22 protein-coding genes and 3 pseudogenes are annotated in these 23218 nt (G+C 52.6%); 16 read left to right on the forward strand and 9 right to left on the reverse strand.

What is annotated here, in order from left to right; translation table 11 throughout:
- Positions 1-24: 24 nt before the first annotated feature.
- The 8 genes and pseudogenes from LZG00_03495 to LZG00_03530 all read left to right on the forward strand — a co-directional run bounded on the left by LZG00_03495 (position 25) and on the right by LZG00_03530 (position 8022).
- On the forward strand, positions 25-831 hold the full coding sequence (locus LZG00_03495; GenBank protein ID MCF3593058.1) for an ABC transporter permease: 807 nt from the start codon (positions 25-27) through the stop codon (positions 829-831).
- Between the two features lie 125 nt (positions 832-956).
- Positions 957-1622, forward strand: a complete 666-nt coding sequence (locus LZG00_03500; protein ID MCF3593059.1) for an ABC transporter permease — start codon at positions 957-959, stop codon at positions 1620-1622.
- 51 nt (positions 1623-1673) lie between these two features.
- The gene (locus LZG00_03505) at positions 1674-2738 is read left to right on the forward strand and encodes an ABC transporter ATP-binding protein (GenBank protein MCF3593060.1); all 1065 of its coding nucleotides are present in this window, start codon (positions 1674-1676) and stop codon (positions 2736-2738) included.
- Between the two features lie 44 nt (positions 2739-2782).
- On the forward strand, positions 2783-3211 hold the full coding sequence (locus tag LZG00_03510; protein ID MCF3593061.1) for a nuclear transport factor 2 family protein: 429 nt from the start codon (positions 2783-2785) through the stop codon (positions 3209-3211).
- Positions 3212-3297: 86 nt separating this feature from the next.
- Positions 3298-4476 carry a CoA transferase gene (locus LZG00_03515; protein ID MCF3593062.1) on the forward strand — a complete coding sequence of 393 codons (1179 nt, stop codon included), beginning with the start codon at positions 3298-3300 and terminating at the stop codon, positions 4474-4476.
- 449 nt (positions 4477-4925) lie between these two features.
- Positions 4926-5873, forward strand: coding sequence for an ornithine cyclodeaminase family protein (locus LZG00_03520; protein MCF3593063.1), 948 nt, complete (start codon positions 4926-4928; stop codon positions 5871-5873).
- Positions 5874-6024: 151 nt separating this feature from the next.
- A pseudogene (locus LZG00_03525) lies at positions 6025-6162 on the forward strand (transposase).
- A 276-nt stretch (positions 6163-6438) separates the two neighbouring features.
- Positions 6439-8022, forward strand: a complete 1584-nt coding sequence (locus LZG00_03530) for an MFS transporter (protein MCF3593064.1) — start codon at positions 6439-6441, stop codon at positions 8020-8022.
- 187 nt (positions 8023-8209) lie between these two features.
- On the opposite strand, the gene LZG00_03535 is transcribed toward LZG00_03530, so the two are convergent.
- The 7 genes from LZG00_03535 to LZG00_03565 form a co-directional block, all read right to left on the reverse strand.
- On the reverse strand, positions 8210-9322 hold the full coding sequence (locus LZG00_03535) for a branched-chain amino acid ABC transporter permease (GenBank protein ID MCF3593065.1): 1113 nt from the start codon (positions 9320-9322) through the stop codon (positions 8210-8212).
- The gene (locus tag LZG00_03540) at positions 9226-10077 is read right to left on the reverse strand and encodes a branched-chain amino acid ABC transporter permease (protein MCF3593066.1); all 852 of its coding nucleotides are present in this window, start codon (positions 10075-10077) and stop codon (positions 9226-9228) included. Before LZG00_03540 ends, LZG00_03535 begins: the two co-directional genes overlap by 97 nt.
- A gap of 10 nt (positions 10078-10087) precedes the next feature.
- Positions 10088-10774 carry an ABC transporter ATP-binding protein gene (locus tag LZG00_03545; protein ID MCF3593067.1) on the reverse strand — a complete coding sequence of 229 codons (687 nt, stop codon included), beginning with the start codon at positions 10772-10774 and terminating at the stop codon, positions 10088-10090.
- A gap of 11 nt (positions 10775-10785) precedes the next feature.
- Positions 10786-11550 carry an ABC transporter ATP-binding protein gene (locus LZG00_03550; protein MCF3593068.1) on the reverse strand — a complete coding sequence of 255 codons (765 nt, stop codon included), beginning with the start codon at positions 11548-11550 and terminating at the stop codon, positions 10786-10788.
- Positions 11551-11564: 14 nt separating this feature from the next.
- Positions 11565-12671, reverse strand: a complete 1107-nt coding sequence (locus LZG00_03555; GenBank protein ID MCF3593069.1) for a substrate-binding protein — start codon at positions 12669-12671, stop codon at positions 11565-11567.
- Between the two features lie 110 nt (positions 12672-12781).
- On the reverse strand, positions 12782-13549 hold the full coding sequence (locus tag LZG00_03560; protein MCF3593070.1) for an SDR family oxidoreductase: 768 nt from the start codon (positions 13547-13549) through the stop codon (positions 12782-12784).
- On the reverse strand, positions 13546-14142 hold the full coding sequence (locus LZG00_03565; GenBank protein MCF3593071.1) for a cysteine hydrolase: 597 nt from the start codon (positions 14140-14142) through the stop codon (positions 13546-13548). Before LZG00_03565 ends, LZG00_03560 begins: the two co-directional genes overlap by 4 nt.
- A gap of 217 nt (positions 14143-14359) precedes the next feature.
- On the opposite strand from LZG00_03565, the gene LZG00_03570 reads away from it, so the two are divergent.
- A complete protein-coding gene (locus tag LZG00_03570) occupies positions 14360-14854 on the forward strand; it encodes a MarR family transcriptional regulator (protein ID MCF3593072.1) in 495 nt (164 codons plus the stop codon).
- A 107-nt stretch (positions 14855-14961) separates the two neighbouring features.
- Positions 14962-15366 (forward strand): annotated as a pseudogene (locus LZG00_03575) (IS3 family transposase).
- A 260-nt stretch (positions 15367-15626) separates the two neighbouring features.
- On the opposite strand, the pseudogene LZG00_03580 reads toward LZG00_03575, so the two are convergent.
- A pseudogene (locus LZG00_03580) lies at positions 15627-15842 on the reverse strand (IS256 family transposase).
- Between the two features lie 49 nt (positions 15843-15891).
- Positions 15892-16479, reverse strand: coding sequence for a TetR/AcrR family transcriptional regulator (locus LZG00_03585; protein MCF3593073.1), 588 nt, complete (start codon positions 16477-16479; stop codon positions 15892-15894).
- 112 nt (positions 16480-16591) lie between these two features.
- Here LZG00_03585 and LZG00_03590 point away from each other — a divergent pair, with 112 nt between their 5' ends.
- From LZG00_03590 to LZG00_03615, 6 genes are all read left to right on the forward strand, one after another.
- Positions 16592-17152 carry a hypothetical protein gene (locus LZG00_03590; GenBank protein MCF3593074.1) on the forward strand — a complete coding sequence of 187 codons (561 nt, stop codon included), beginning with the start codon at positions 16592-16594 and terminating at the stop codon, positions 17150-17152.
- Positions 17153-17165: 13 nt separating this feature from the next.
- Positions 17166-17660 carry a hypothetical protein gene (locus LZG00_03595; protein MCF3593075.1) on the forward strand — a complete coding sequence of 165 codons (495 nt, stop codon included), beginning with the start codon at positions 17166-17168 and terminating at the stop codon, positions 17658-17660.
- A 144-nt stretch (positions 17661-17804) separates the two neighbouring features.
- The gene (locus tag LZG00_03600; GenBank protein MCF3593076.1) at positions 17805-19346 is read left to right on the forward strand and encodes an AMP-binding protein; all 1542 of its coding nucleotides are present in this window, start codon (positions 17805-17807) and stop codon (positions 19344-19346) included.
- Between the two features lie 36 nt (positions 19347-19382).
- On the forward strand, positions 19383-20564 hold the full coding sequence (locus LZG00_03605; GenBank protein MCF3593077.1) for an ABC transporter substrate-binding protein: 1182 nt from the start codon (positions 19383-19385) through the stop codon (positions 20562-20564).
- 20 nt (positions 20565-20584) lie between these two features.
- The gene (locus tag LZG00_03610) at positions 20585-21472 is read left to right on the forward strand and encodes a branched-chain amino acid ABC transporter permease (protein MCF3593078.1); all 888 of its coding nucleotides are present in this window, start codon (positions 20585-20587) and stop codon (positions 21470-21472) included.
- A 38-nt stretch (positions 21473-21510) separates the two neighbouring features.
- Positions 21511-23217 carry a branched-chain amino acid ABC transporter ATP-binding protein/permease gene (locus LZG00_03615; protein ID MCF3593079.1) on the forward strand — a complete coding sequence of 569 codons (1707 nt, stop codon included), beginning with the start codon at positions 21511-21513 and terminating at the stop codon, positions 23215-23217.
- Position 23218: the final 1 nt, after the last annotated feature.

The following is a 23218-nucleotide window of genomic DNA, read 5'->3' on the forward strand; positions in this document are numbered from 1 at the left end:
CGGGGCCAACCCGTTTCACCGTTCATGCTGTTCCTGCTTCCGGCGACGATCTTTACTGTTGCTATTTTTCTGGCACCGCTCGGGGCCGTTGTCATGAGGAGCTTTTTCGATCAGGGCTTTTCGTTTGACAAGTATCACGAAGTGTTGGGCAGTAAGCTATTCTACAAGGTTCTTTGGAACACCATTGTCATCAGCGTGACGGCCACTTGCGTGACGTTGGTTTTGGCGTATCCGATGGCGTATCATCTCGCGCGTCAACCTGCGCGTCGCCGTACGCTCTACATGATCATGATCATGCTGCCATTCTGGACAAGTATCCTGGTCAAGAGCTACGCTTTCATGATCATTTTGGGACAGAATGGCATCATCAATTCTGTCCTTGGAATGGCTGATATTCCCAAGGTCACGCTTATTTACAATCGCGTCGGAGTCATCATTGGGATGGTGCATTTCCTGATCCCGTTCGTGCTGTTTCCCATTTTTACAAGTCTGCTTCAGCAAAACCCAAACTTACGTAACGCCGCCGACACGATGGGCGCAGGACGGTGGCGGATCTTTTTTCGGATAACGCTGCCGCTGAGCATGCCTGGAGTGCTTGCCGGATCTTTGCTGGCAATGATTCAATCTCTTGGGTTCTTCATCACTGCAGCTTTGCTGGGTGGCCGTGGCGATCTCATGATTGCCAACCTCATCGACTTCTATACGCGCGAAGTTTTGGATTGGGGGACTGCCTCTGCTGTCGCGGTGCTTTTGTTGTTGCTTACCGGTTCGGTTTTGCTGGTGCTTGGCCGGTTTGCTGGGGGGATGGGCCGGATGGGGAAAACGCTATGAGATCTAATCGCATTCCAACGCCGCTAGCATCAAGAATACCATCGGTTCTAGCGTGGGTGGGTTACATTTTTCTGATCCTGCCAACATTGATCATCATACCGGTGTCGTTTGGATCGGGAACTGAAATGACCTTCCCTCCATCCAGCCTGTCGTTGGAGCAGTATCGTGCGTATTTTACGGAATCCAACTGGTGGTCTTCGACGGTTCTCAGTTTCTGGATCGCAATAGCGTCTACGACGCTTGCAATCCTGATCGGTGTTCCCGCGGCATATTCATTGGTCAGGTCTGAATTTCGCGGCAAGCGACTGCTTACGCTCTTTCTGCTGAGCCCTATCATGGCTCCGATCGTTGTCGTCGCGTTGGGATTGTATCTCTATTTTGCGACGATTGGCGTTCACGGGCCAGCCATTCCGATTGTTTTGGGGCATGTTTTGATTGCGTTTCCGTTCGTGATTGTAACTTGCATGGCGGGAATGCAGAACGTTGATCGCAATCTGGAGATCGCATCTCAGATCATGGGGGCCGGGCCGTTTACCGTGTTCCGCAAGGTCACGTTGCCGCTCTTGCGGCCCACTATCATCGCAAGTGCGCTGTTTGCTTTCGTCATTTCGTTTGATGAACTGGTCATCTCTTATTTTGTCGGCAAGGCAGGTTTTTCGACCCTCCCGGTCAAGATGTTCGGAAGTATCCAATGGGATATCTCGCCCGTCATCGCGGCGATATCCACACTGCTCACGGTCTTCTCTCTGATTGTCTGTCTAATCGCGGCCTCTTCGGGTCATGACAAATAGGCTCCATGCCGCAATGCGGCCAACACCAGCAACCCAAGGAGAGAGGGCTCGATGATTGTTCTCGAGAATGTGTCCAAGCATTATGGCAATGTTGCCGCGCTTAATACGACAAATATTGAAGTTGAACGGGGCGAGTTTGTTACTCTTTTGGGTTCGAGTGGCTCTGGGAAGACAACCCTTCTGAATGTCGTTGCGGGGATGGTTTCGCCGTCGAGTGGCCGGGTGTTGATTGACGGTAAGGATATGACCTTTGTCCCGCCGAACCAGCGCAATATTGGAATGGTGTTTCAAAACTACGCCCTGATGCCGCATATGACGATTTTTGAGAACATCGCGTTTCCGTTGGAGATTCGCGGTATGTCCAAGGAGAAAATCCGAAAAAGGGTCGGGGAGGTGCTGGATATTATCCAGTTGCCAGAAGTTGCTTCGCGAAAGCCAAATGAACTGTCGGGGGGGCAGCAGCAGCGAATTTCATTGGCGCGCTGTATTGCCTATAACCCATCGGTGGTCCTGATGGACGAACCTCTGGGCGCTTTGGACCGGCGATTACGCGAACAGATGCAGCTCGAGATCAAGAAGATCCAAACTGAGCTGAAGATCACGATGCTGTATGTCACCCATGATCAGGAAGAGGCGCTCAGCATGTCTGACCGTATCGTTCTGATGGAGAAAGGCGATATCGTTCAGGTGGGATCTCCACGCGACCTTTATTTCCAGCCCCAATCAGAGTTTGCCGCGACTTTCCTGGGAACGTCCAACATTCTCCGAGGTAGAATGGAAGCGGGTGATAACGCAGCAGTTCTGGAAACCGGTGAGCGTATCGAGTTCCCCCAGCCCATGGCAGATGGTTCAGGCGCAGTGACCTTGTTGGTCAGGCCGGAAAACATCTGCCTCGATACGTCACTTGGCGCCGAGCCCAGCAACGTTCTCAAGGGGGTACTCAAGCTTTCGGTCATGCTGGGCGCAACGACAATGCATTACGTCGATCGCCCGGACGGCAGCACTGTCGTCGCGGAAGAATTGACGCTTCATCACCGATCTCCGTTGCCGCCAGGTTCTGAAGTCACGCTCAGCTGGAATCCGGCTGCAACTATCGCAATTGCGGGTCACGGGTGACCGGCACGTCTGAATAACACGCTAGAAAAATTGGGAAGCCCATTATGAAGAATGAAGCCGCATTTGTATCTGCCCATGAAACTATCTCTCGAATGTTCTCGCTGCATGATCGCCGTGAGATAGATGATCAGTTGGCCTGTTTCACAGAAGATGGTGTCTGGCGCATGTCGGGCAGCGTTGTGCTGAATGGCCGGGGTGAGATAGCAGAGCGATTGACCAAACGCTCCAAAACAATCGTAACAGCGCATATCGCGACCAACTTCATTGCAACCGATGTGAAGCCAGATTCTGTCAGCTTAACGTTCTATCTGCAGATTTATGCCCATGAAGACGGAAGTGAACACACAGAAGCTGTTCCGCTAACGACTACTCCTTACGTGAATCGTTTAAGCGCGGTCGTCGTTCGCTCGGACGTTGGTTGGCAGATACGAGAAATTGCTACGCAAGCCGCTGTTTTTGTGACCAGCGGGTGAAGTTGTTGCTTGTGAAAATTCCATATACGGGATATATTTGCAGATAAGCAACATTGTCTTGAAATTCATTTTGAAGGATTGCCATTGTGACCGCTCTTGCTGATCTGAAGCTTCTGGATATTTCCAGAGTTCTTGCCGGACCAAACTGTACCAACATCTTTGCTGATTTTGGTGCGGAGGTCTGGAAAATTGAGGCACTTCAAGGCGATGAAGCGCGCACCTGGGGGGAGGCAGGATTTGCTACGCTGAACCGTGGAAAGAACAGTGTCGCGATCAATTTTGCCGACACACGCGGCCAGGATCTGGTGAAAGAGCTGGCCAAGAAGGCCGATGTGGCGGTGGAGAACTTCAAGGTTGGTAATCTCGCCCGGTTTGGTATCGACCTCCCTTCGCTGATGAAAATCAACAATCGACTTGTCGCGCTATCGGCAACTGGGTTTGGCCAGACGGGGCCGTACAAAGATGGTCTGGGCTATGATATGGTGCTTCAAGCTATGACAGGCTTGATGAGCGTAACTGGTTTTGAGGATCGCCCGCCTGTGCGGGCGGGGTCACCGGTCATGGACATCATGTTGGGCCTGTATGCTGCAATTGCGATCATGGTCGCGCTGCATGAGCGCGAAACGAGCGGTAAAGGTCAGTATATTGACGTATCGCTTTTTGACGTTGGTATGGGGTCTCTTTTTGGCATTGGAACCACCTATTTGAACAAGGGAATTGTGCCAAAACGCCAGGGAGCTATTCACCCAAGCCATGCACCGGTTGAACCATTCATGGCGTCGGACGGCGAGTTTCTGATAGCAGTCGGCACGGATGGCCAATTCCAACGCCTCGCAGAGTCCGTAGGGATGCCGGAGCTTGGAACCGACGCACGGTTTGCAAAAAATGAGGATCGCTTCAAGAACCGCCAACAACTTGCGGATATTCTCCAAGGCGTTCTGTCCACGCGTACGAGGGCTGAGTGGCAATCGACATTTCTGGAGCACAAGGTGCCAGCGGGCCCGCTATATGACGTTCCCAGCGCTTTTGCTGATCCACAGGCCAAAGCCAGGGAATCCGTCTGGACGATTGAAGGCGAAACCGGTCTTTTGCAGGTTTTGGCCAGCCCTATCCAACATATGAGCCGGACGCCGCCGACCGCAACACGCGCGCCGCGGCTTGGGGAACACACGGCGATGATACTAAAAAAACACGCTGGCTTGACGGATGATGATATTGCAGTTCTGGAAAAAGACAAAGTAATCGGATTGTACCACGGAGACTAAACCTCAACTTAGTGAATTCAGCGTTTGCCGGGAGCTTGGCGGTTTTGAGATTTGTGTGTCCACGGGCATTCACAATGCTCTGAAGCTCCCCTGGTTGAAGAGAATCCGCGGGTCGACGCCATCGACCAGGCGTGGTGATCGCACGCAACACTTATCGGGGGGCGGTCTGTTTCAATTGCAACGTGGGTTGGTAAGTAAACCACGATACAGCTGAGCGCGTTTTGCCTTCTTCAGCGCGATGTATTTTAGGAATGCAGGTTCTTCGGCAATTCAGATCGGTTCGTATTTCCGAAAAGGTGGAGCCACATTTATCCCCCCTGTGGCAGCGAGATTAAAGCGCTCAACGTGGCAGTCATACTGCCCCTAATAAGTAGAGCGCGACACTTGGAGAATATCGAACATACCGTCCGCAATTGGAAATCCAGATAACAAAGCCAAGAGACAACAGAATGACCCGTGATAACGCCATACAATATTTGTCTGATAAGGATCTTGAAGGCTTGGGTATAAAGCCTTCTGAAGTTGCTGACGCCATTGAGGCTGCCCTGAAAGCCAAAGCTGAAGGAAAGCTTCTCACTTCGCCCAAAACAGCCATTTTGCCTGGCGGCGGACGCTATGCAATGTCTACCCTGGCTGTGGGAGAGGATGGCTACATCGTAACCAAACAAGTTACTGTATGCCCTGAAAATCCGGAAAGAGGCCTCCCCTCGATTAACGGTGCGATCATGGTTATGGATGCGCAAACCGGTCTTTTGCAAGCCGTCTTGGGGGCTAACTGGATAACGGCAATTAGAACAGCGGCACTGTCAGTAGTGGCGGCGCGCAGGCTTGCTGATCCGAATGCTGAAACGGTAGCTTTTGTGGGCGCGGGTGTTCAGGCTCGCTCTCATCTTGACGCATTCTCGGAGCTGTTTCCCCTTAAACGCATTCGCGTTTTTGGGCGTGGAAAGGCGAATGCTGATCAGCTTTGTCGCCATGCTCGGGACCTGGGCCTGGAAGCCGAAATATACACGGATGCCAAGGAAGCCTTGCGCGATGCTCAACTGGTGGTGACATCGATAACGATGGACTTCGATATCGAACCGTTCCTCGATGCCCGATGGCTGATGCCGCCCGCATTTGCCGCCATAACTGATGCCTGCATCCCATGGGTCAAGGAGGGTATGAAAGTTTTCAAAACTGTGATTGTCGATGATCGAACACAGGAATTTGAAAGTGACAAGCCTATGCTGCCGTACGAACAAATATCCGGTGATTTGACCGAGTTGGTCATGGGCGAACTCGACACCCGTACCTACGAGAAACCGGCGGCCTTCACTTTCAGAGGAATCTCACTTGGGGATTACGCTGCAGCGGTCCTTGCTGTTCGCCGGGCAGCTGAATTACGAACGGATTGAGGGTTGGAATGTTAACAGGACACACTCGACATCCGTATCATGAAGAGCGCATAATTTTGAATACGACTGTGCTTCCCCCTTTGAAGTGGTTCGCCCCTATGTTTCGGAAAGCAGAGGATCATGGATGGCCATTAGGCGACCCTAGCCCGAAGTGATTGTCGTGAAGTTGCGGCAGGTTGAAGTATTGATGGGGCAAGGCATGTCTCGGATCGATGCGATCCGTCAAATCAGTGTAACTGATCAAACTTATTGCCGCTGGAAGAAGAAATACGGTGGAATGGGCGCCGAGCATCGCCCACTTGCGCCTGAGGGCATCGTCGCGATAGGCCAAAGACCGATCATGCACTAACCTTCGGATTGGACCACTCAAACGGGGCTGCTCGGATGGTTGAAGTATGGTCAAAGCAAGAAAACTTCCAAGTGCGCTACGGATGGAGTTTTGCAGTCAGGTTGTCCTGAACAATCTACGGCTATATCGATTACAGTAAGGCTTGGTCAGGGAAGGGAGCGCCTTGTGCCGCAAAGTACATCGACACTGACGCTTTTCAAGAACCAGACTTTCCGGATGCTCTGGATTGCTGCCCTTGCCTCGAATTTTGGGGGACTTGTTCAGGCCGTTGGAGCGGCGTGGATGATGACATCCCTGACAGAGTCGCAAAGCATGGTCGCGCTTGTGCAATCCTCAGTGACGCTGCCCATCATGATCTTCTCATTGTTGGCAGGGGTGTTCGCCGATAATTTCGATCGCCGCAAAGTTATGCTCATTGCACAATCCTTCATGCTCATCGTGTCGATCTTGCTTACGATCATGGCCTATAGGGGGCTGCTCTCACCATGGACGTTACTGGGATTCACATTTTTGATCGGATGTGGCACGGCGCTGCACAATCCGTCTTGGCAAGCATCGATGGGCGATATCGTCTCGCGCGATGAATTGTCGGCGGCGGTGTCACTTAACAGTATGGGTTTCAATCTGATGCGCAGCATCGGGCCTGCTGCGGGTGGCGCGATCGTGGCCATCGCGGGAGCTGCAGCGGCTTTTACGGTCAATGCCTTCAGCTATGTTGGCATCATCGCTGCCCTGTGGTTCTGGCGGCCGTCGACGCCGCAGAGACGCTTGCCGCGCGAACGAATGGGTAGCGCGTTTTCGGCAGGGCTACGCTATGTGGCAATGTCGCCCAATCTTATGAAAGTGATCTTCCGGGGCTTTATGTTTGGCCTGTCCGCCATTGCAGTTCTGGCGCTGCTGCCACTGATCGTCAGAGACCTGTTGCAAGGCGGTGCTTTTGTCTACGGTGTACTGCTGGGGTGTTTTGGTCTGGGTGCAGTCGGCGGCGCATTTCTGAATGCCCGCTTGCGGTCACGGTTTCGGAATGAGCGTATTACCCAAGCGGCATTTCTAGCCTTTGCTGTAAGCTGCGTGACGCTGGCCCTTAGCCGTCATTACGGTTTCAGTGGCGCTGCACTGCTGCTTGCCGGCGGTAGCTGGGTCTTGGCCCTATCCCTGTTCAATGTCACGGTACAGTTGTCTACGCCGCGTTGGGTCGTCGGCAGAGCTCTTGCACTTTATCAGACCGGCGTGTTTGGCGGTATGGCAGGGGGAAGTTGGGCATGGGGCGTTATAGCAGAAAACTTCGGTGCGGATCGTGCGATATTCGTGGCAGCCGCCTTGCTGGTGTTTGGCGCTTTGGCGGGCCTTCGCCTGCCATTGCCTGATTCCACCGATCTCGACCTCAATCCGCTCAATACATTCACAGAGCCATCGCTGCGACTGGACCTGAAACAGCGTAGCGGGCCGATAATGATTATGGTTGACTATGAGATTGCCCAGCAGGATGTGACCGAATTTCTGGCTGTAATGAACACGAGGCGGCGCATCAGAATCCGCGACGGGGCGCAGCAATGGGCCCTGCTGCGGGATCTTGAAAACCCGGATGTCTGGACCGAGACATATCATGTTCCTACTTGGCTCGAATATGTCCGCCACCACGAGCGTCGCACTCAGGCCGATGCCGAGTCATATGAACGCGTTCTGAAGCTTCATCGCGGCAAGGATCGCCCCAAGGTTCATCGCATGATCGAGCGACAGGCAATCTCGCTTCAGGATGATACACCGTTAAAAGACGCACCGGACGAGATTTCTGAATAGCAGGTGCCAGGCCGGACAAGAGCATCTTTTGACCCGTGGTGCATTCAAGAGGCAGGCAGTCTGCGGCCAACTATTCAGACTTTGAAGTGATGAGAAATTTAGGCCCAAGGCTAACGGTTCTTGTGCGCCCACATCCGTACTATCTGCTAGGTTCGTCGCCACTATTTATGGCGCCTTTCTGGCGCCCCTATTTGCTCTTACGCCCGACCGACGACTTTTTCGACGTTTCAGACTTACGCAAAGCGCGCGGCAACGGAAGGTTTAGAAACGGTGCCAATAGCCCTCGAGGGAGCAAGACCACGGCGGCAACGAATAACAGGCCCAGAACCAGCAACCAATACTGGCCCAATGAGTCTGACAATACGTTTTCCACCGATTTTACCGCCAATGCACCAATAAATGCTGCAAGGAGAACTTCTTTGCCGCCGATAGCGACCCAGATCAGAACCTCAGTTGCGAGCGCAAATCCCAATATTGCCGGTGAGACGAATGCAAACTGTGCCGCAAAGAGAGCGCCAGCCAACCCTGCCACCGCGCCAGAAACTGCAAAGGCGGCGGCCTTGTATTCGGCAGTTTCAAAGCCCAGGAAAATCGCCCGTGTTTCGTTATCGCGAATGCCTCTCAAAACTGTGCCGAATGCTGAACGCTCCAGTTTGAGCAACACAAGGAAAATTGCCAGAGCCGCCACCAGCACCACCAGAAAGAAAGGTAGTGGGTCGTATAATTCCATTTGCCAATCGCCCCAACCCAATAGCATCGGGGGAACATCAAGCAGGCCGTTAAATCCGCCTATATAGGACCAATTGGTAGCCAGCCGTTCGGCGATCACGGCGGCAGACAGTGTGACGATACCAAAATAGGCCCCGAAGAGACCGCGCCCTTTGAACAGGGCAAGCCCAAGCAGCCCGGCAGTCAAAGCCGGTAAGACCATCGCTAGAACTAAGCCGATTAACGTTGTTGCAGGTACGCCCGGGATCATACCCTTCGTGGTGAGCGCCATCGCATAGGCACCTATCCCGAAAAAGAGTGACTGACCAAAGCACAAGAGCCCACCTTGCCCCCATATGAAGGCGAGGCTCATGGCGAAAATGCCGTAGATCATCAACTGCGATAACAGGCCCAAGTTCCAACCTTCAAGAACCAGAGGCGAAGCCGCAAGCGCGGCCCAGAACAGAACCGTCAGCAGACGCGAATACCTTGCCATCAACGTTTTCCTCGTCCGGTAATTCCGTTTGGCATCAGCCTGATAATCACAATAGCAAGGGTGAACACGACAATCTGGGCAATAACTGGCGTCCATAGGGCGGCCACCACGCTGTTTGAGCCACCGATAATCGCTGCCCCCCAAAGCGCGCCAAACGGGCTGGCGGCGCCGCCAACGAGAACCGACAGGAAGGCCGGAACAAGAAAGCCCACGCCCATTTGCGGATCAACGCTCATCAGCGGAGCCATAATCGCACCGGCAAGCCCTGCAAGCCCGGAGCCGAATGCAAAGGTCACCCGGTCTACGCGGCGGGTGTTTACCCCCAGACAAGAGGCCATCTGGCGATTGGCGATCACGCCGCGTGCCGTCAGGCCCAGCCGGGTGCGAAATAGAATGACAAAAGTTATGGCCGTAATCGCAATCGCCATAGCCATTACGAACAACCGATAAGAAGAATAGGTGACCCCAAACATCGCAACGGGTTCGACAAAGGGCGCAACGGCTTGCTGCGATCCAGGGCCAAACAAAATAACAATCAATTGCTTAAGGGCTAGGGATATCCCCCATGTTGCAAGAATTGTATCCAGAAACCGATGATAAATGCGCTGGATGATAACCTCTTCGATCAGCAGACCGACCAAAGCGACAAACGCGAAGGCTGCCACCAGAACCACTGCGAACGGCAGCGCGTACTGTTGTAACAGCACAACCGTATAGGCCCCCAGCAGAAAGAATTCGCCATGTGCGAGATTGATGACGTTCATCATCCCAAAGATGATAACCAGCCCAATACAGACCAAAAGCAGGGTCAAGATGTAGCTTGACGCATCCAGGCCTATAAGCAGAATCATTTCCATTGCATCACACTGATAAATAGCGACCGATCAAGGCCGGATTCTTGTTTATTTCGTTCACTGCGACACCCGATTTGATAACGCCATTTTCGATAAAGCGGACATGATGGGCCAAGCGCCGTACCAAATCGAGGTTTTGCTCCACCACGATTACGGTCAATTGTTCGCGCTCGACGATGCGGCGCAGGATGGCGGCAATTTCTTGCACGATAGAGGGTTGTATGCCTTCGGATGGTTCATCCAACAATAATAGGTTAGGGCGACCAACCAAAGCCCTCGCGATGGCCAACTGCTGTTGCTGTCCGCCGGACATGGTGCCGCCCAGTTGCTTGCGGCGTTCGGCCAGGATGGGAAAATACTCGTAGACAAAATCAAACGGCTCATTGCGCTGTTTGGGTTTGCCGATTTGGCCCATCTTCAAATTCTGCTCAACCGTGAAATCAGGAAATATTTCGCGCCCTTGCGGGACATAGGCGATGCCTGCATTGCTGATCTGGTAGGGTGGTAATCCAACCATTTCCTGATCAAGAAAGCTGATTTTGCCAGAAATCTGCGGCAAAATTCCCATCAGCGCCTTTACGAAGGTCGTCTTGCCCATGCCGTTACGCCCCATCAACGCAATGCAGTCACCGCGCGCGACATCCAGATCCAAGCCCTTCAAAACCGGAGCGCCGCGGATGTAACCGGCTTCCAAGCCCTTTACATTCAGCATGGTTCGACATCCCCCAGATAGGCCTGTCGGATTTCTGCATCTTCACTGATTGAGGCGTAATCCCCTTCGCGCAGCACCGCGCCCTTCATCATGACGATGACTGGGCTTGCGAGTTTTCGCACAAAACTCATGTCGTGCTCGATCACCAGCACAGCTACACCCAAACGGTCACGAACGTCCTTGATCATATTCACGATGGCATCGGTCTCTTCTTCGGTCATCCCTGCCGTCGGTTCGTCAAGGAGCAATAGCTGAGCGTCGGTCACCACCAGCAGGGCAATTTCCAACTGTTGTCGGATACCATGCGGTAACTCACGGGCGAGTTGGTCGCCATAGGTCGACAAATTGCTTTCTGCCAGAACCGCCCCATAGCTCGAACGGTTGGGACCACCACGGAGCAGGTTGAAAGGGGTATAGTTTTTAGAGGCCGCAGTGATTGCGATCTCGATGTTCTCAAAAACAGTCAGGTCGTCAAAAACTGACGGAACCTGAAACTTTCGCGCGATCCCTTTACGGCAGATTATTTGCGGAGAAAGGCCAGTAATAGCTTTCCCGGCAAAAGAAACTTGACCTGATGTCGGGCTCAAATCCCCGGAGATCACTTTGAAAAGAGTGCTTTTTCCACAGCCATTCGGTCCGATGATGCACTTCACTTCGCCGTGGGCGATATCAAGACTTATCTTGTCGAGTGCGCGGATACCGCCAAAATCCATGACGATTTCGCTTACCGTTAGGAAAGGGGCGGTATCCATGTTCATTCAGCCCTTCGTTATCACGCGCATTGGCTAGGGGCAGTAATCTTGCCGATGTATTTCAACATCTGCAATTTTTGGTCGCGGGCTTCAAACAAGAGCATGTTCAGGTCAACATGCTTGTCATCGGCGCGTAGTGTCACCTCGCCATTGGCGACAGTCATGGTTCCGGGCAGAGCCGCCATGATTTTGTCCGTCTCGTCCGAATCCGCCCGTTGCATTGCCTCAAGGAAGAATTTGGTAATGCCGTAATGGGAATCCACATAGTAGCTGACGACCACGTCGTCGCCGTAACGTGCTTTTTGGCGGGCTACAAAATCCTGAGACTCGGGGCGATCAAGCGTTTGGATGAAATGCGAGCAGCCGATGATTCCATCAGACTCGGCTGTGCTGAGGCCGGGCAGATAATTTTCGTTGAAGCCCATAAACGCAAGGCGCGCTTTTTCCTTCATGCCTGCCGCTGTGAACTGCTTGATGAAGGTCACGCCATCCGCGCCCGGAAGAGTCAGGATGACCGCCTCTGCACCCGAGTCCTCAATCTTGCGGATCGTGGTTGCAAAATCCTTGACGCCGAATGGGGTGTATTCCTCGCCGACGACTTCGCCGCCGGTGCTTTCTACGCCTGCGCGGATGGCCGCATTCATCTTCTGCGGCCAGACATAGTCCGCACCGAAAAGATAGACTTTCTTACCGACGCTCTCCATCAGGTATGGGATCAGCGGATCGACATAGTGCGCAGGAAGTGCGCTGTAGCATGAGATGTAATCGCTACACACGCCACCTTCGTAGTCGGTCGCATAAAGCAGGGGTTTGCGGCCCCGTTCGACCGAAGACTTGATTGCGTCACGCGCCGAACTTGTAACCGGGCCGATTACCGCATCAACTGCATCTCGACGGATCAACTGTTGCGCACGTTCAACCGATGTTTTGGGGTCGGTGCGGTTGTCAGCTTTGACGATCTCGATCTGGCGTCCCAGCACGCCACCGGCACCGTTGACTTCGTCGACTAGCATCTCAATGCCTTGCATCGCCTGCGCGCCGAACAGTTCCAATCCCCCGGAAAAGGGCATCAGAACCCCTAATTTTACTGTTTTTGCCTGCGCGAGCGCCGGAGCGCCAAGCGCCACTGTGCCAGCCATCGCAGCCGCGCCGCGCAGAACGCCCCTGCGGGTAAGGGTTTCTGTCACAAATCGGGTCGTTTTCATGCCAATCTCCTTAAATGTGAAAGTTCACTCAACTAGACTACTGTGTAGCCCCCATCCGCGACGAGGTTTTCACCTGTCACAAAACTTGCTTCATCACTGGCCAAGAATAGCACCGTGTTGGCGATTTCTTCGGGTCTGCCAAACCGCTTCATCGGTTGCAAAGCGAGATAACTTTGCATCGCGGCTTCGGGGTCTGCGGCAGTTGTCGCGGCTCCGCGCCGCAATCCGGGTGTGTCAACCGTGCCGGGGCAAACCGCATTAACGCGAATGCCATGCTCCATCAGGTTGATTGCAGCTGCACGCGTGAGAGAGGATATCCCCCCCTTTGTCGCGTGATAGGCCGCATAGCCGGTCGAGCCGACGATTGCGAATGATGACGACGTATTGACGATTGAGCCGCCCTTGCCGCACTCAATCATCCGGCGTGCCGCCTCGCGTATTCCAATGAATACGGGGCGCAAGTTGACACGAATAGCCGTATCAAAATCTTCGTCCGTTGCATCGAGAATACTGCGGGTGTCCTGCACGGCGGCGTTGTTGAAAAGAATATCAAACCGACCATAGAGGGTGAGGCATAGGTCAAATGCCGCCTCAAGATCTGCACGCTCAGACACATCACATTTGGCAAAAGCGGCCTTGCCGCCAGTTGCGACGATTTCCGATGCGAGTGCGGTACCTGCAGTTTCATCCAGATCGGCGATTATGACGCTGGCGCCTTCTTGTGCGAAGCGGCGGGCGGTGGCGGCACCAATCCCATTTGATGCCCCTGTCAGGACGGCGGCTCGGTTTGCGAGTCTCATTCTTCGGGTTCCCAGATCTTCAAGGGGTTCTTACCCTCAAGATGTTCCTCCAGGTCCTGCGACTGGGTCACGACGCCGAAATGCGTTGCAATGTCGTAGAGTGTAGAATCCTGCTCGCGCGGCCCGGTTGCAGCACAGGCATCACTGGGCACGACCACCTGATAGCCGTTGAAAAAGGCATCATGAACGGTAGAGCGTACGCAGATATTGGTCACAACGCCAAAGACGATCACCGTATCGATGAGGTTGTCGCGCAGGGTCAGGTCAAGATCGGTGCCGAAAAATGCGCTATACCGCCGCTTGAAGAACACGAAATCGTCGTCCTGCTTGTCAAGCTCGGGCACGACGTTCACTCCAATAGTGTCTTCGAGACAATGTGGCCCACGTTTCAAAAACTCGCGATCACGTCTGCTGCCCGAACGGTGAGCATCCACGACCCAGCCAATCATCAGGCCCGCAGCGCGGGCGCTTTTGATGAGTCCATTTTGGATAGGATAAAGCCGTTCAGCTCCCGGCAAACACATGGCCCCTGACGGGTCGCAAAAGTCATGCAACATATCCACGATCAGCACTGCTGTGGTGTCGGCATTCAAGGAAATGCTTTGCTGCTCGATTCGGGTGGCAGAGAAGACGTCCATTGCAAACCTCGGAAATTTACATCGTATACGATATAAAAACTCATAAACTTTTCCGTGTCAACAAGCAGATACGGTCTTCCAAACTTGTCATTATTTGGCACACCAAGTAGCATTGACTTGGGCGTCAGCTGGACGGGTTTGAACGCTACTCAAGTTTCGAGAGATGAGCACTATGAACAAAATTGCCATTGCCGATGATGAGAAACAGCCGACGAACTCAACCCAGGATCTGGCCTCCTACGACCTCCAAAACAACATTGGTTTTTTGCTTCGAACAACAAACCAATATGCTGTGAGCCGCTTCAATTCGTATATGAAGGACGTCATGTTGATCAACAACGTGACGACAACTCAGTTCGCCGTAATCACGACGATATTCAGGTTTCCCAAAATTTCCTTCAGCGAGTTGTCGACCTACACCTCTGTCGACCAGCCAACCTTGAATGGTCTTGTCAAACGCTTGGTTGATCGCGGCATTCTTACTTCGGTTGTCAACGAGGACGACAAACGCTTTCGCCAGATCAGCCTTACTGAAAAAGGAAACCAGCTCGCGCAAGATCTGGTCAGACACGGGAATACGATCGGCGATTACATTGCGTCGCATCTGACTACAAAAGAAGAAAGAAGCCTTTGCAGGCTTCTCAACAAACTACGTGGCCATGAGTGAAGCAGTTTTCTCGCGTGATTGAGAAGAGGGGCGTTGTCAGGTAGCGTCGATGACATTGCTGAAATGCGATTGTGCTGTCTGACCAATTCGAACTCATCTTTGCAAGGGCAGACTGGTTGGAACGTTTGACAGCGAACAAGTGCAACTGGGGCTTTGGCCTGCGCTTTCTATACCCGCGCTAGGTGCAGGGCTATGGCTGGAACCACAAAAGGGTCTGCCGGATCTACTGCGAGTTGGAACTGAACTTGCGGATCACGCCCAGGAAGCGTTTGAAGCGCGACAAACCCGTACCACTGCCCGTGCCCGAGGGGCCGAATAAGACCTGGTCGATGGACTTCATAGCGGACCAACTCTCGGTTGGCAGGTCGATCCGAACGTTGAACGTGCTGGATGACTTCAATCGCGAAGGTTTGGCTATCGAGGTCGACTTCTCGCTACCTGCTGAACGCGTCGTTCGAACCCTGAACCAGAGCTTTGAATGGCGCGGGGAACCGCAAACGATACGTGTCGAACCGGTCCTTGTCTTGGAACACATAGAGCCCACCATCATGGCGCGTTTCTGTTGGCAGGCCCATGGCATCCTCTGCCAGCGTTAACATGTTGCGACTATGCAGGCTTAGTCTCCGTAGGCGCACCGTGTTGCGAGCATGAGAAACTCTTGTGCATTGGCGCAGAAATGCGAGACCCCAATCCATTGACCCAACCCGATCGAAGCGTTGAAACATACCCATCGATACGGAAAATTCCGGGGCTATTCCTGCTACCCGTGCTTCATCCGCGAGACCACACTCGGCGACAGGTTCGGCGCATCCTTCCGCAGGATCGCGGCCAGCGCCTCCTGGAAGTCCCCTGTCGAGATGCCGTGCAGATAAAGCACGGGCAAAAGGGCATCGATGCTGCGCGGGCGCCGGGCCCATTGAGGCGGGATGCCTGAGGTGAAGCGGGTCTTCTTCTCGGCGGGCACATTGGTGGTGCGGTCGCGCACCTTTGGGGAGATTACGTCCGGCGATTACAGTCTCTTAAGAACATATCTGCAGCTATGTTGTGGAGGTTATGTCTTCTCGAAGTAGGGCGACGATGTTCAAGGCAACAGCATCCAGACCATTGCGGTCACCTTTGTACCAGAAAAGGGTCCACGACAACGCACCTATCAAAGTAAGACGGAGAGTCTTGAGGTCAATGTCCGGTTTGAGCGGCAGTGTCGCGATTATGTCGGCAAACCCGGCTTCATACTGATCCCGCAATTTGATGACTTTATCTCGGATGCCTTCAGGGTACTGCCAGGGCGGAATGACGAACAGCACCTGATTGGCCCGTTCCCAATCATGCAGCCCTTTGACATGGGCAATACAGGCCGCATTCAACCGATCCCAAGGAGATTCGTACTGCGCAACGGCGTCCTGAAATGCAGAGAGCATTTCCAACCCGCCCTTCTCCCATACGACCCACAGCAACTCTTCTTTGGAGACAAAGTGGTGATACATTGAAGCAGGTTGAATTCCTGCAGCCTTGGCAATGTCGCGCACTGAGACGCCATTAAAGCCCTTTTGCGTAAATAGTTCTTCGGCGGCGGCAATAACTCTATCTCGAGACACTCCACCATTCTTCGTATTTTTCTTTGTCATTTTTCTCTTCGCAAACTTTTCGTTGCAACCGAACGACTGTTCGGCTAATGATTCCGTCAAGACTAACGTACGTTCGATAGGTTGTCGTTAGTATAAAAGGAGAGATAGAACAATGTCAGTCCCTGAACGTCTAAATCAGTATATCAAAACCGATAAGCAACGGGAATTTTCTCGCGAATTTACCGTTGGATGGGAAAATTATGAGATCTGGGAGGAGGCGACCGTCGGTGAGACTGGGCCGGCCTCCCACACATTCACCATCAAGGATGAAGACATCATTCAGTACAATCTGTCCTGCGGTGAAACGGATCCACTCTATGTTGATCCAGAGTATGCGCGCGAACACTCTCCAACGGGAAGCGTTCTCCAACACCCGATTTTTGCAACCACGATAGGCTTTTATACGGTTGGCGCCTCAGGCATAGGGTCTTGGATGCGTACCCCTGGAGCCCGCAATCCGGGGCAGAAGATTGAGACTATTGAGCCTTATGTGAATGGGGAGGTGATCACGAATACGATCACTACGAAGGAGAAGTTCATCCAACGTGGCAAGCATTATTTGACCATGTTCATGGAGTTCCGGAACCAAGATGGACGTTTGAAGGGTACATGGGATTGTTCGCTTATTCTGCCTTCAACCCGTCCTGAAATCGAAAAATTTATCAACGCTTGAAAAGGAGGCCCTCATGGCAACTTCAACCCAGAGCCTTTCGCTCCAGGCGGGCAGCGGCGCTCCGTTTGTTCCAACATTCGGTGAAATTGACTTCGACTACGCTTTTCCGCCCGTCACCCTTAAGTATGATCAGGCGACCATTGATCATTACGCACTTGCTTCGCTTGATATGAATCCTGTTCATACCAACGAGGAATGGGCGGCTCGCGCTCAGGTTTTTGGCATGCCCGCAACCGTTGGACATGGCATGATGACCATGTCCAGCCTTGCATCTGTCGTAACGCGGCATTGGGGGCCAGTCAGCGCAAATGGCGGCCGTGTACGTTTTGTAGAGGCCATCTTCACTAAGCCCGTCAGGGTCGGTGAGACCGTTGTTTCAACTGCTTTCATCAAGAAAAAACACTATCACGGGACAGGTAAAAACTGGGTCAGCATTAAGGTGGAGTCCCGTGATACGGCTGGCGACATTATTGGCGTAGCTGAGGTGGGGTATCACCTTCCTGACTGACTGATGCTTTGTGAGGCAGCGGGGGCGGGGGGGCGTCCCCCCCGTCTAGAGTATTAGCTTAATGGCGTGAATTAGAACGCTATCAAGAATTCCTAGACTGCGTCTGGGGAGGCGCGTCGGAATAATAAACTGGGAGGATTTTAAGTGACTGTTGGTATCGGAGATGCTCTGAAATGGTACGCTACCTATACGCCGGATAAGGCTGCTATTGTTGATGGCGATCGCCAATTTGATTATGCCAGCCTTTGGGCGCGGTCACGCCGTCTATGTCAGGCCCTCAGCAGACTTGGTTTGAAGTCGGGCGACAAAATTGCCGTCTTAATGACGAACAGTCACCGCTATCTTGAGTTGTACCAGGTGGCTGCGATGCTGGGAGTTGCGATCGTGCCTTTGAATTTTAGGCTCGTTGCTCGCGAAATCGAATATATCGTCAAGCATGCAGAAGCCAAGGTGCTTATCTTTGATGATCAGTTTAGGGCCTTGGCTGAGGAGGCGCGCGATACGCTTCGCGACGTGACCAGCCTGTTTGTTGTCAGTGATGTCGATGGATACGACGATTGTTTGGGATATGAAGGTCTAATTGATACCGCCGAAGAGTCGTTTGAATTACCACCTGTCAATTGGGATGCTAGCTATTTTCAAGGCTACACCTCGGGAACGACAGGAGCCCCCAAGGGATGTGACAATCCCTACGGCTCTTTCGTAGATCAACTCAAACGGATGGGAGCGCTATATGAAGTAAGGACTGAAGATCGGATGCTTTGTCCGGCCCCTTTGTTTCACGAAGCGCCAACTTTGTTCGCATTGATGCAATTGATGTGCGGAGGCACGATAGTCGTTACGAAAGATACCTCGCCCGACAATATATTGGCACTGATTGCTGCGCATCGCACAACGTGGACTATGATGGTGCCAACGATGTGGGCGACGCTGGGAGATTCCGAGGCGTTAGGGACGACAGATGTTTCGTCGATGAGAATGCTTGTTAGCGGCGGATCGCCTCTGCATTCCAGTACCAAAAATATGCTGATCAAAAGTTTTCCGACTGCCGGCCTTAATGAATTTTATGGAGGCACCGAAGTCGGATTAGTTTCGAATCTTGGTCCCGAAGATCAGGAGCGCAAGTCTCGTTCTGTCGGAAAACCGGTCTTTGGCATGCACGTCGTTCTGTTGGATGAAGAGGGCGTACCTGTGGCTCCGGGAGAGGCTGGGGAGATTTATATTGGTGGAGGTACGTTGCTCCGAGAGTATGTGAAAAACCCCGGGGCAACGGCATCCGCTCGTCACGGCGATTACATAACTCTGGGGGATATGGGGCGGTTTGATGAAGAAGGGTTCCTTTATATCGTCGATCGCAAAAAGGATATGATCATCAGTGGGGGCGAGAACATCTTTCCCAATGATATTGAAGATGTCTTGAATTCTCACCCAGGGGTTCGAATGTGCGCAGTTGTTGGTGCCCCCAATCCCCGTTGGGGTGAAATCGTGGTTGCAGCCGTCGTCAAACAACCAGGCGCTGAGGTGAGTGAAGAAGATCTCATCGAACTTTGTAAGAACCAACTAGCAAATTTTAAGGTTCCAAAGCGGATCGATTTCAAAAGCGAACTGCCAATGTCCGCATTCGGCAAAATTCTGCGTCGCGATGTGCGCGAATGGAATTGGGCCGATCAGGAAATCAAAGTTTGAACGACAACAAAAAAATTATCAACTTAGGAGGACAAAATGACTGCAAAATTTGGAATCACGCGCCGACAGGCTCTGCTATCGTCGATTTTAGCTGTGGGGATGTCGTCACTAGCCGCAATGAGTATGGCCAGCGATAGCCTGAAGATCGGTGCAATCCTTGATATTACAGGTGGTGCTTCGTTTCTCGGTGTGCCCGAGGCCAATGCCGCAAAACTAGCCATCAAACTGGCTAACGAGGCAGGGGGTATTGATGGCAAACAGGTCGAACTTCTGCTCGAAGATGGTACTAGCACCGAAACCGGCGCTGTACTAGGGACACGAAAGTTAATCAGCCAGTCGAATGTCTCCGCAATTGTCGGGCCGAGCCGGACAGGTGGCGCACTTGCGCTGCTTTCCTTAGTAACTGAGTCTGAGGTTCCAATGTTAGCGCCCGTTTCCGGGGTCACCGTTGTTCAACCTGTTGCCGAGCGGAAGTGGGTGTTTCGTCCCGGACAAGGAGGCGATCTCTCGGTTGCTAAAGTCGTGGACTATATGGAACGTGCCGATTGGGATAAAGTTGGTATCCTCTATGTTTCAGATGCATATGGTGAAGACGGCCGCGACAATCTTCGCGCTCTGGTGGCGAAACGTGATGTTGTCTTGGCACAGGAAGAGTCATTTCCGCCAGATGCGACTGACTTGAAATCACAGTTGACCAAATTGAAGAATAGCGGCGTGGATGCGATTTTCATGCATGGTTATGGTGCACCTTCAGTTGTTGTTTACCGGAACGCGCGTGAACTCGGTTTGGAAATCCCGATCATTTCAGGACATGGACAAGCGAACAGCGCTTTTCGTGATGCGGTCGGAGAAGATGTTGTTGGCCAGCCCATCGTTGGCGCGCCAGTTCTTGTGTGGCAGGATCTGCCGGATAATCATCCGCAAAAAGCAATCTCTGAAGCATTCGTTACAAGCTATTCGGCTGAGTATGGCGTTGCACCGGATATGTTCGCCGGTGTCAGCTTTGACGCCACTAACATGGTAATTGATGCGATGCGTGCGGTCGGAGGTGAACGGCAGGCCATTCGGGATTGGCTCGAGACCAATGTCAAGAACTACGTCGGTGTGACCGGTGTGTTCAACTTCAGCCCTGAGGATCACGCTGGGCTTACGAGCGACGCTTTGGTCATGATGATCGCGACACCTGATGGTTGGCAGTTGGCCGACTACGAGAAATAAGCAAAAAGGAAGCCTTCCGCATGGATCTCAGTATATTGAGCAGTGTCCCTCAATTTATGGCGGGGGGATTGGCAATCGGCGCAATCTACGGGCTTGTTGCTGCAGGCTTCAGTCTTATTTATAATTCCAGCAAGGTCATCAACTTCTCCCAAGGAGAATTTGTAGTGATTGGTGGGCTGTCGGCGGTGACGTTTCTGTCCCTCCCGATCCCGACCTGGCTGGCGTTGTCGTTGTCTCTAATAGTCAGCGTAATTCTCGGTCTTCTTTTGCGGTTCATTTTGGGAATGGCACGAAAAGACAGCACCGAGATGACCTTCATCATGATCACGCTCGGGCTGGCGATGGTAATAACGGGTCTTGCTTACCAGATCTGGGGAGCAGACTTTCTCTCATTTCAACTATTTCCACGAGAATCCTATAATGTTCTCGGAGCGACGTTGAATTTTGACACAATAACAATTCTGGCAATAACCTGTATAGTTTGCGTGATAATGTGGTTTTTTCTGTATCGGACAATATTTGGAAAGGCGATGCGCGCCGTATCTGAAAACGCTCGTGTCGCTCAGACTGTGGGGGTCAATCCAGGTACGATGATTATGGTGGCATTTGCCTTTAGTGCCTTTTTGGGTGGTCTCGCCGGCATTCTTATAACTCCGTCTCAGATGATGTCTTATGACAATGGCGTAATCTTGGTGGTCAAAGGCTTCGCGGCTGCCATTGTTGGAGGATTGGTTAATCCATTTGGCGCAGTGGTCGGCGGTATTCTTGTTGGCGTTATCGAAGGGCTTTGCGTCGGTTTGATCTCGTCTGAACTTCAGAATGTCTATGCGTTCGTTGTCCTATTTGTTGTGCTTCTGGTACGGCCTCAGGGCCTTTTGGGCAAGGTTACACAGGGGTTGTCGCGGTGACGCATTTAAAGAAACTAGTAGGGCCGGTAGGGCCGGTGATGAAAAAATACCTTCCGATACTGCTTTTGTTGGCGGGAATGGCGGTCATTCCTCTTTTCACTCAAAATCCATATTTTCTTGGGGTTTGGACCTTTATTCTAATTAACCTATTTGTGGTAGTCGGGCTTGACCTTTTGTTCGGATACACCGGGCAGCTGTCACTTGGTCATGGTTTGTTCGTTAGTCTTGGAGCATATTCCTCGGCGTTGCTGACAACGAAAGCCGGTTGGTCTGGGTGGCTTGCTATGCCCATTGGCATTTTGGTTGCTGCCGTCATAGGAGCGATGATAGCCATTCCCACTCTAAGGTTGCGTGGGTACTACCTTGCAATGGCCACACTGGGCTTGCCGATTGTCTTTGAAGCGTTGGTGCGCATTACTTCTTCTGTTAGCGGGGGGTCTTCTGGGGTTATTTCCATCCCGCGCCTGAAATTTGGAAGTTTTGCTCTACGCGATCCGGTTCACTACTATTACTTTGTTTTGATTCTTCTCGTTCCGGTCATTGTTATCGCTTGGCGGCTTGCAAACTCCCGTTTCGGACTTCAGCTGCATGCCATTCACGCAGACGAAACTGCAGCTACGTCGCGAGGCGTTGATGTCGTGCGCCGCAAAGTTACTGTTTTTGTCATCAGTGCTATGATGGCCGCGCTTAGTGGTAGTCTTTACGTGCACTACATTCAGTTTGTGGCGCCGAATACATTTGGTCTGCACTTTTCGCTCAATATCGTGGTTCTACTGGTCATCGGAGGAATGGGGCGAATTTGGGGAGGAGCCCTTGGCGTTATTGTCCTGACGTGGGTGCCTGAACTGCTACGTTTCACTTCAAGTTGGCAGCCGGTTATCTTTGGTCTGCTACTGGTGGCCATAATGCTCTTTTCGCCCTCGGGCATCTCAGGACTGTTGCGGAGGCGGCCAACTGTCGAGCCGGTGAAGTCGGGATCGCTGAAACTCCCTGAGCATGTTTCGGCCGCTGGTCAGAGGGAACCGTTACTTTCCGTTCGCAACATAAGGCGCAGTTTTGGAGGCGTACGTGCGGTTAATGATGTCAGCTTTGATATTGCTCACGGCCAGATCAAGGGGTTGATTGGTCCGAATGGAGCCGGCAAATCGACTGCTCTCGCGTTGGTTTCGGGCACCCTTGAAGCTGACGAAGGAAAGATTGCTTTCAACGGCAAACAAATCGAGAGACTCCGGGCGGATTTGCGGGCACATGTTGGCATCGGCCGGACATTTCAGCATGCGCGTTTAATCCCGACTTTGACTGTGTTCGAGAATATTGCACTTGGTAGTTCTGCCACAAATGGGAAGTTGCACGAAGAGAATTCCTCGATGGAAATCGCTACTGCGCAGCTCAAACGGCTGGGGCTTGAAGATGTTGCTTCTTGCTATCCGAATGAAATAAATCAGTTCCAGCGGCGGCTAACCGAACTGGGCACCGCGCTTGCGGGAGATCCTGAGTTGCTGTTGCTGGATGAACCCGCTGCCGGTCTCTCAAATGCCGAAATCGAGCAGTTAAGCAGCTTTTTGAAAGGCGAGAGAGACCTCGGTCGTGCGATTTTGCTTGTGGATCATGTCATGCAGCTTGTCCTGCCACTGGCAGATGAAATCGTTGTCATGGAGAACGGTCAGGTAATCGCAGAAGGTAGCACGGATGAAGTGTTTAAGAACGAACACGTTCAGGCCGCCTACTTGGGGCGGAGAAAGTAGC

This window comes from Rhodobacteraceae bacterium LMO-JJ12, from assembly GCA_021555075.1.
Classification (GTDB): domain Bacteria; phylum Pseudomonadota; class Alphaproteobacteria; order Rhodobacterales; family Rhodobacteraceae; genus JAKGBX01.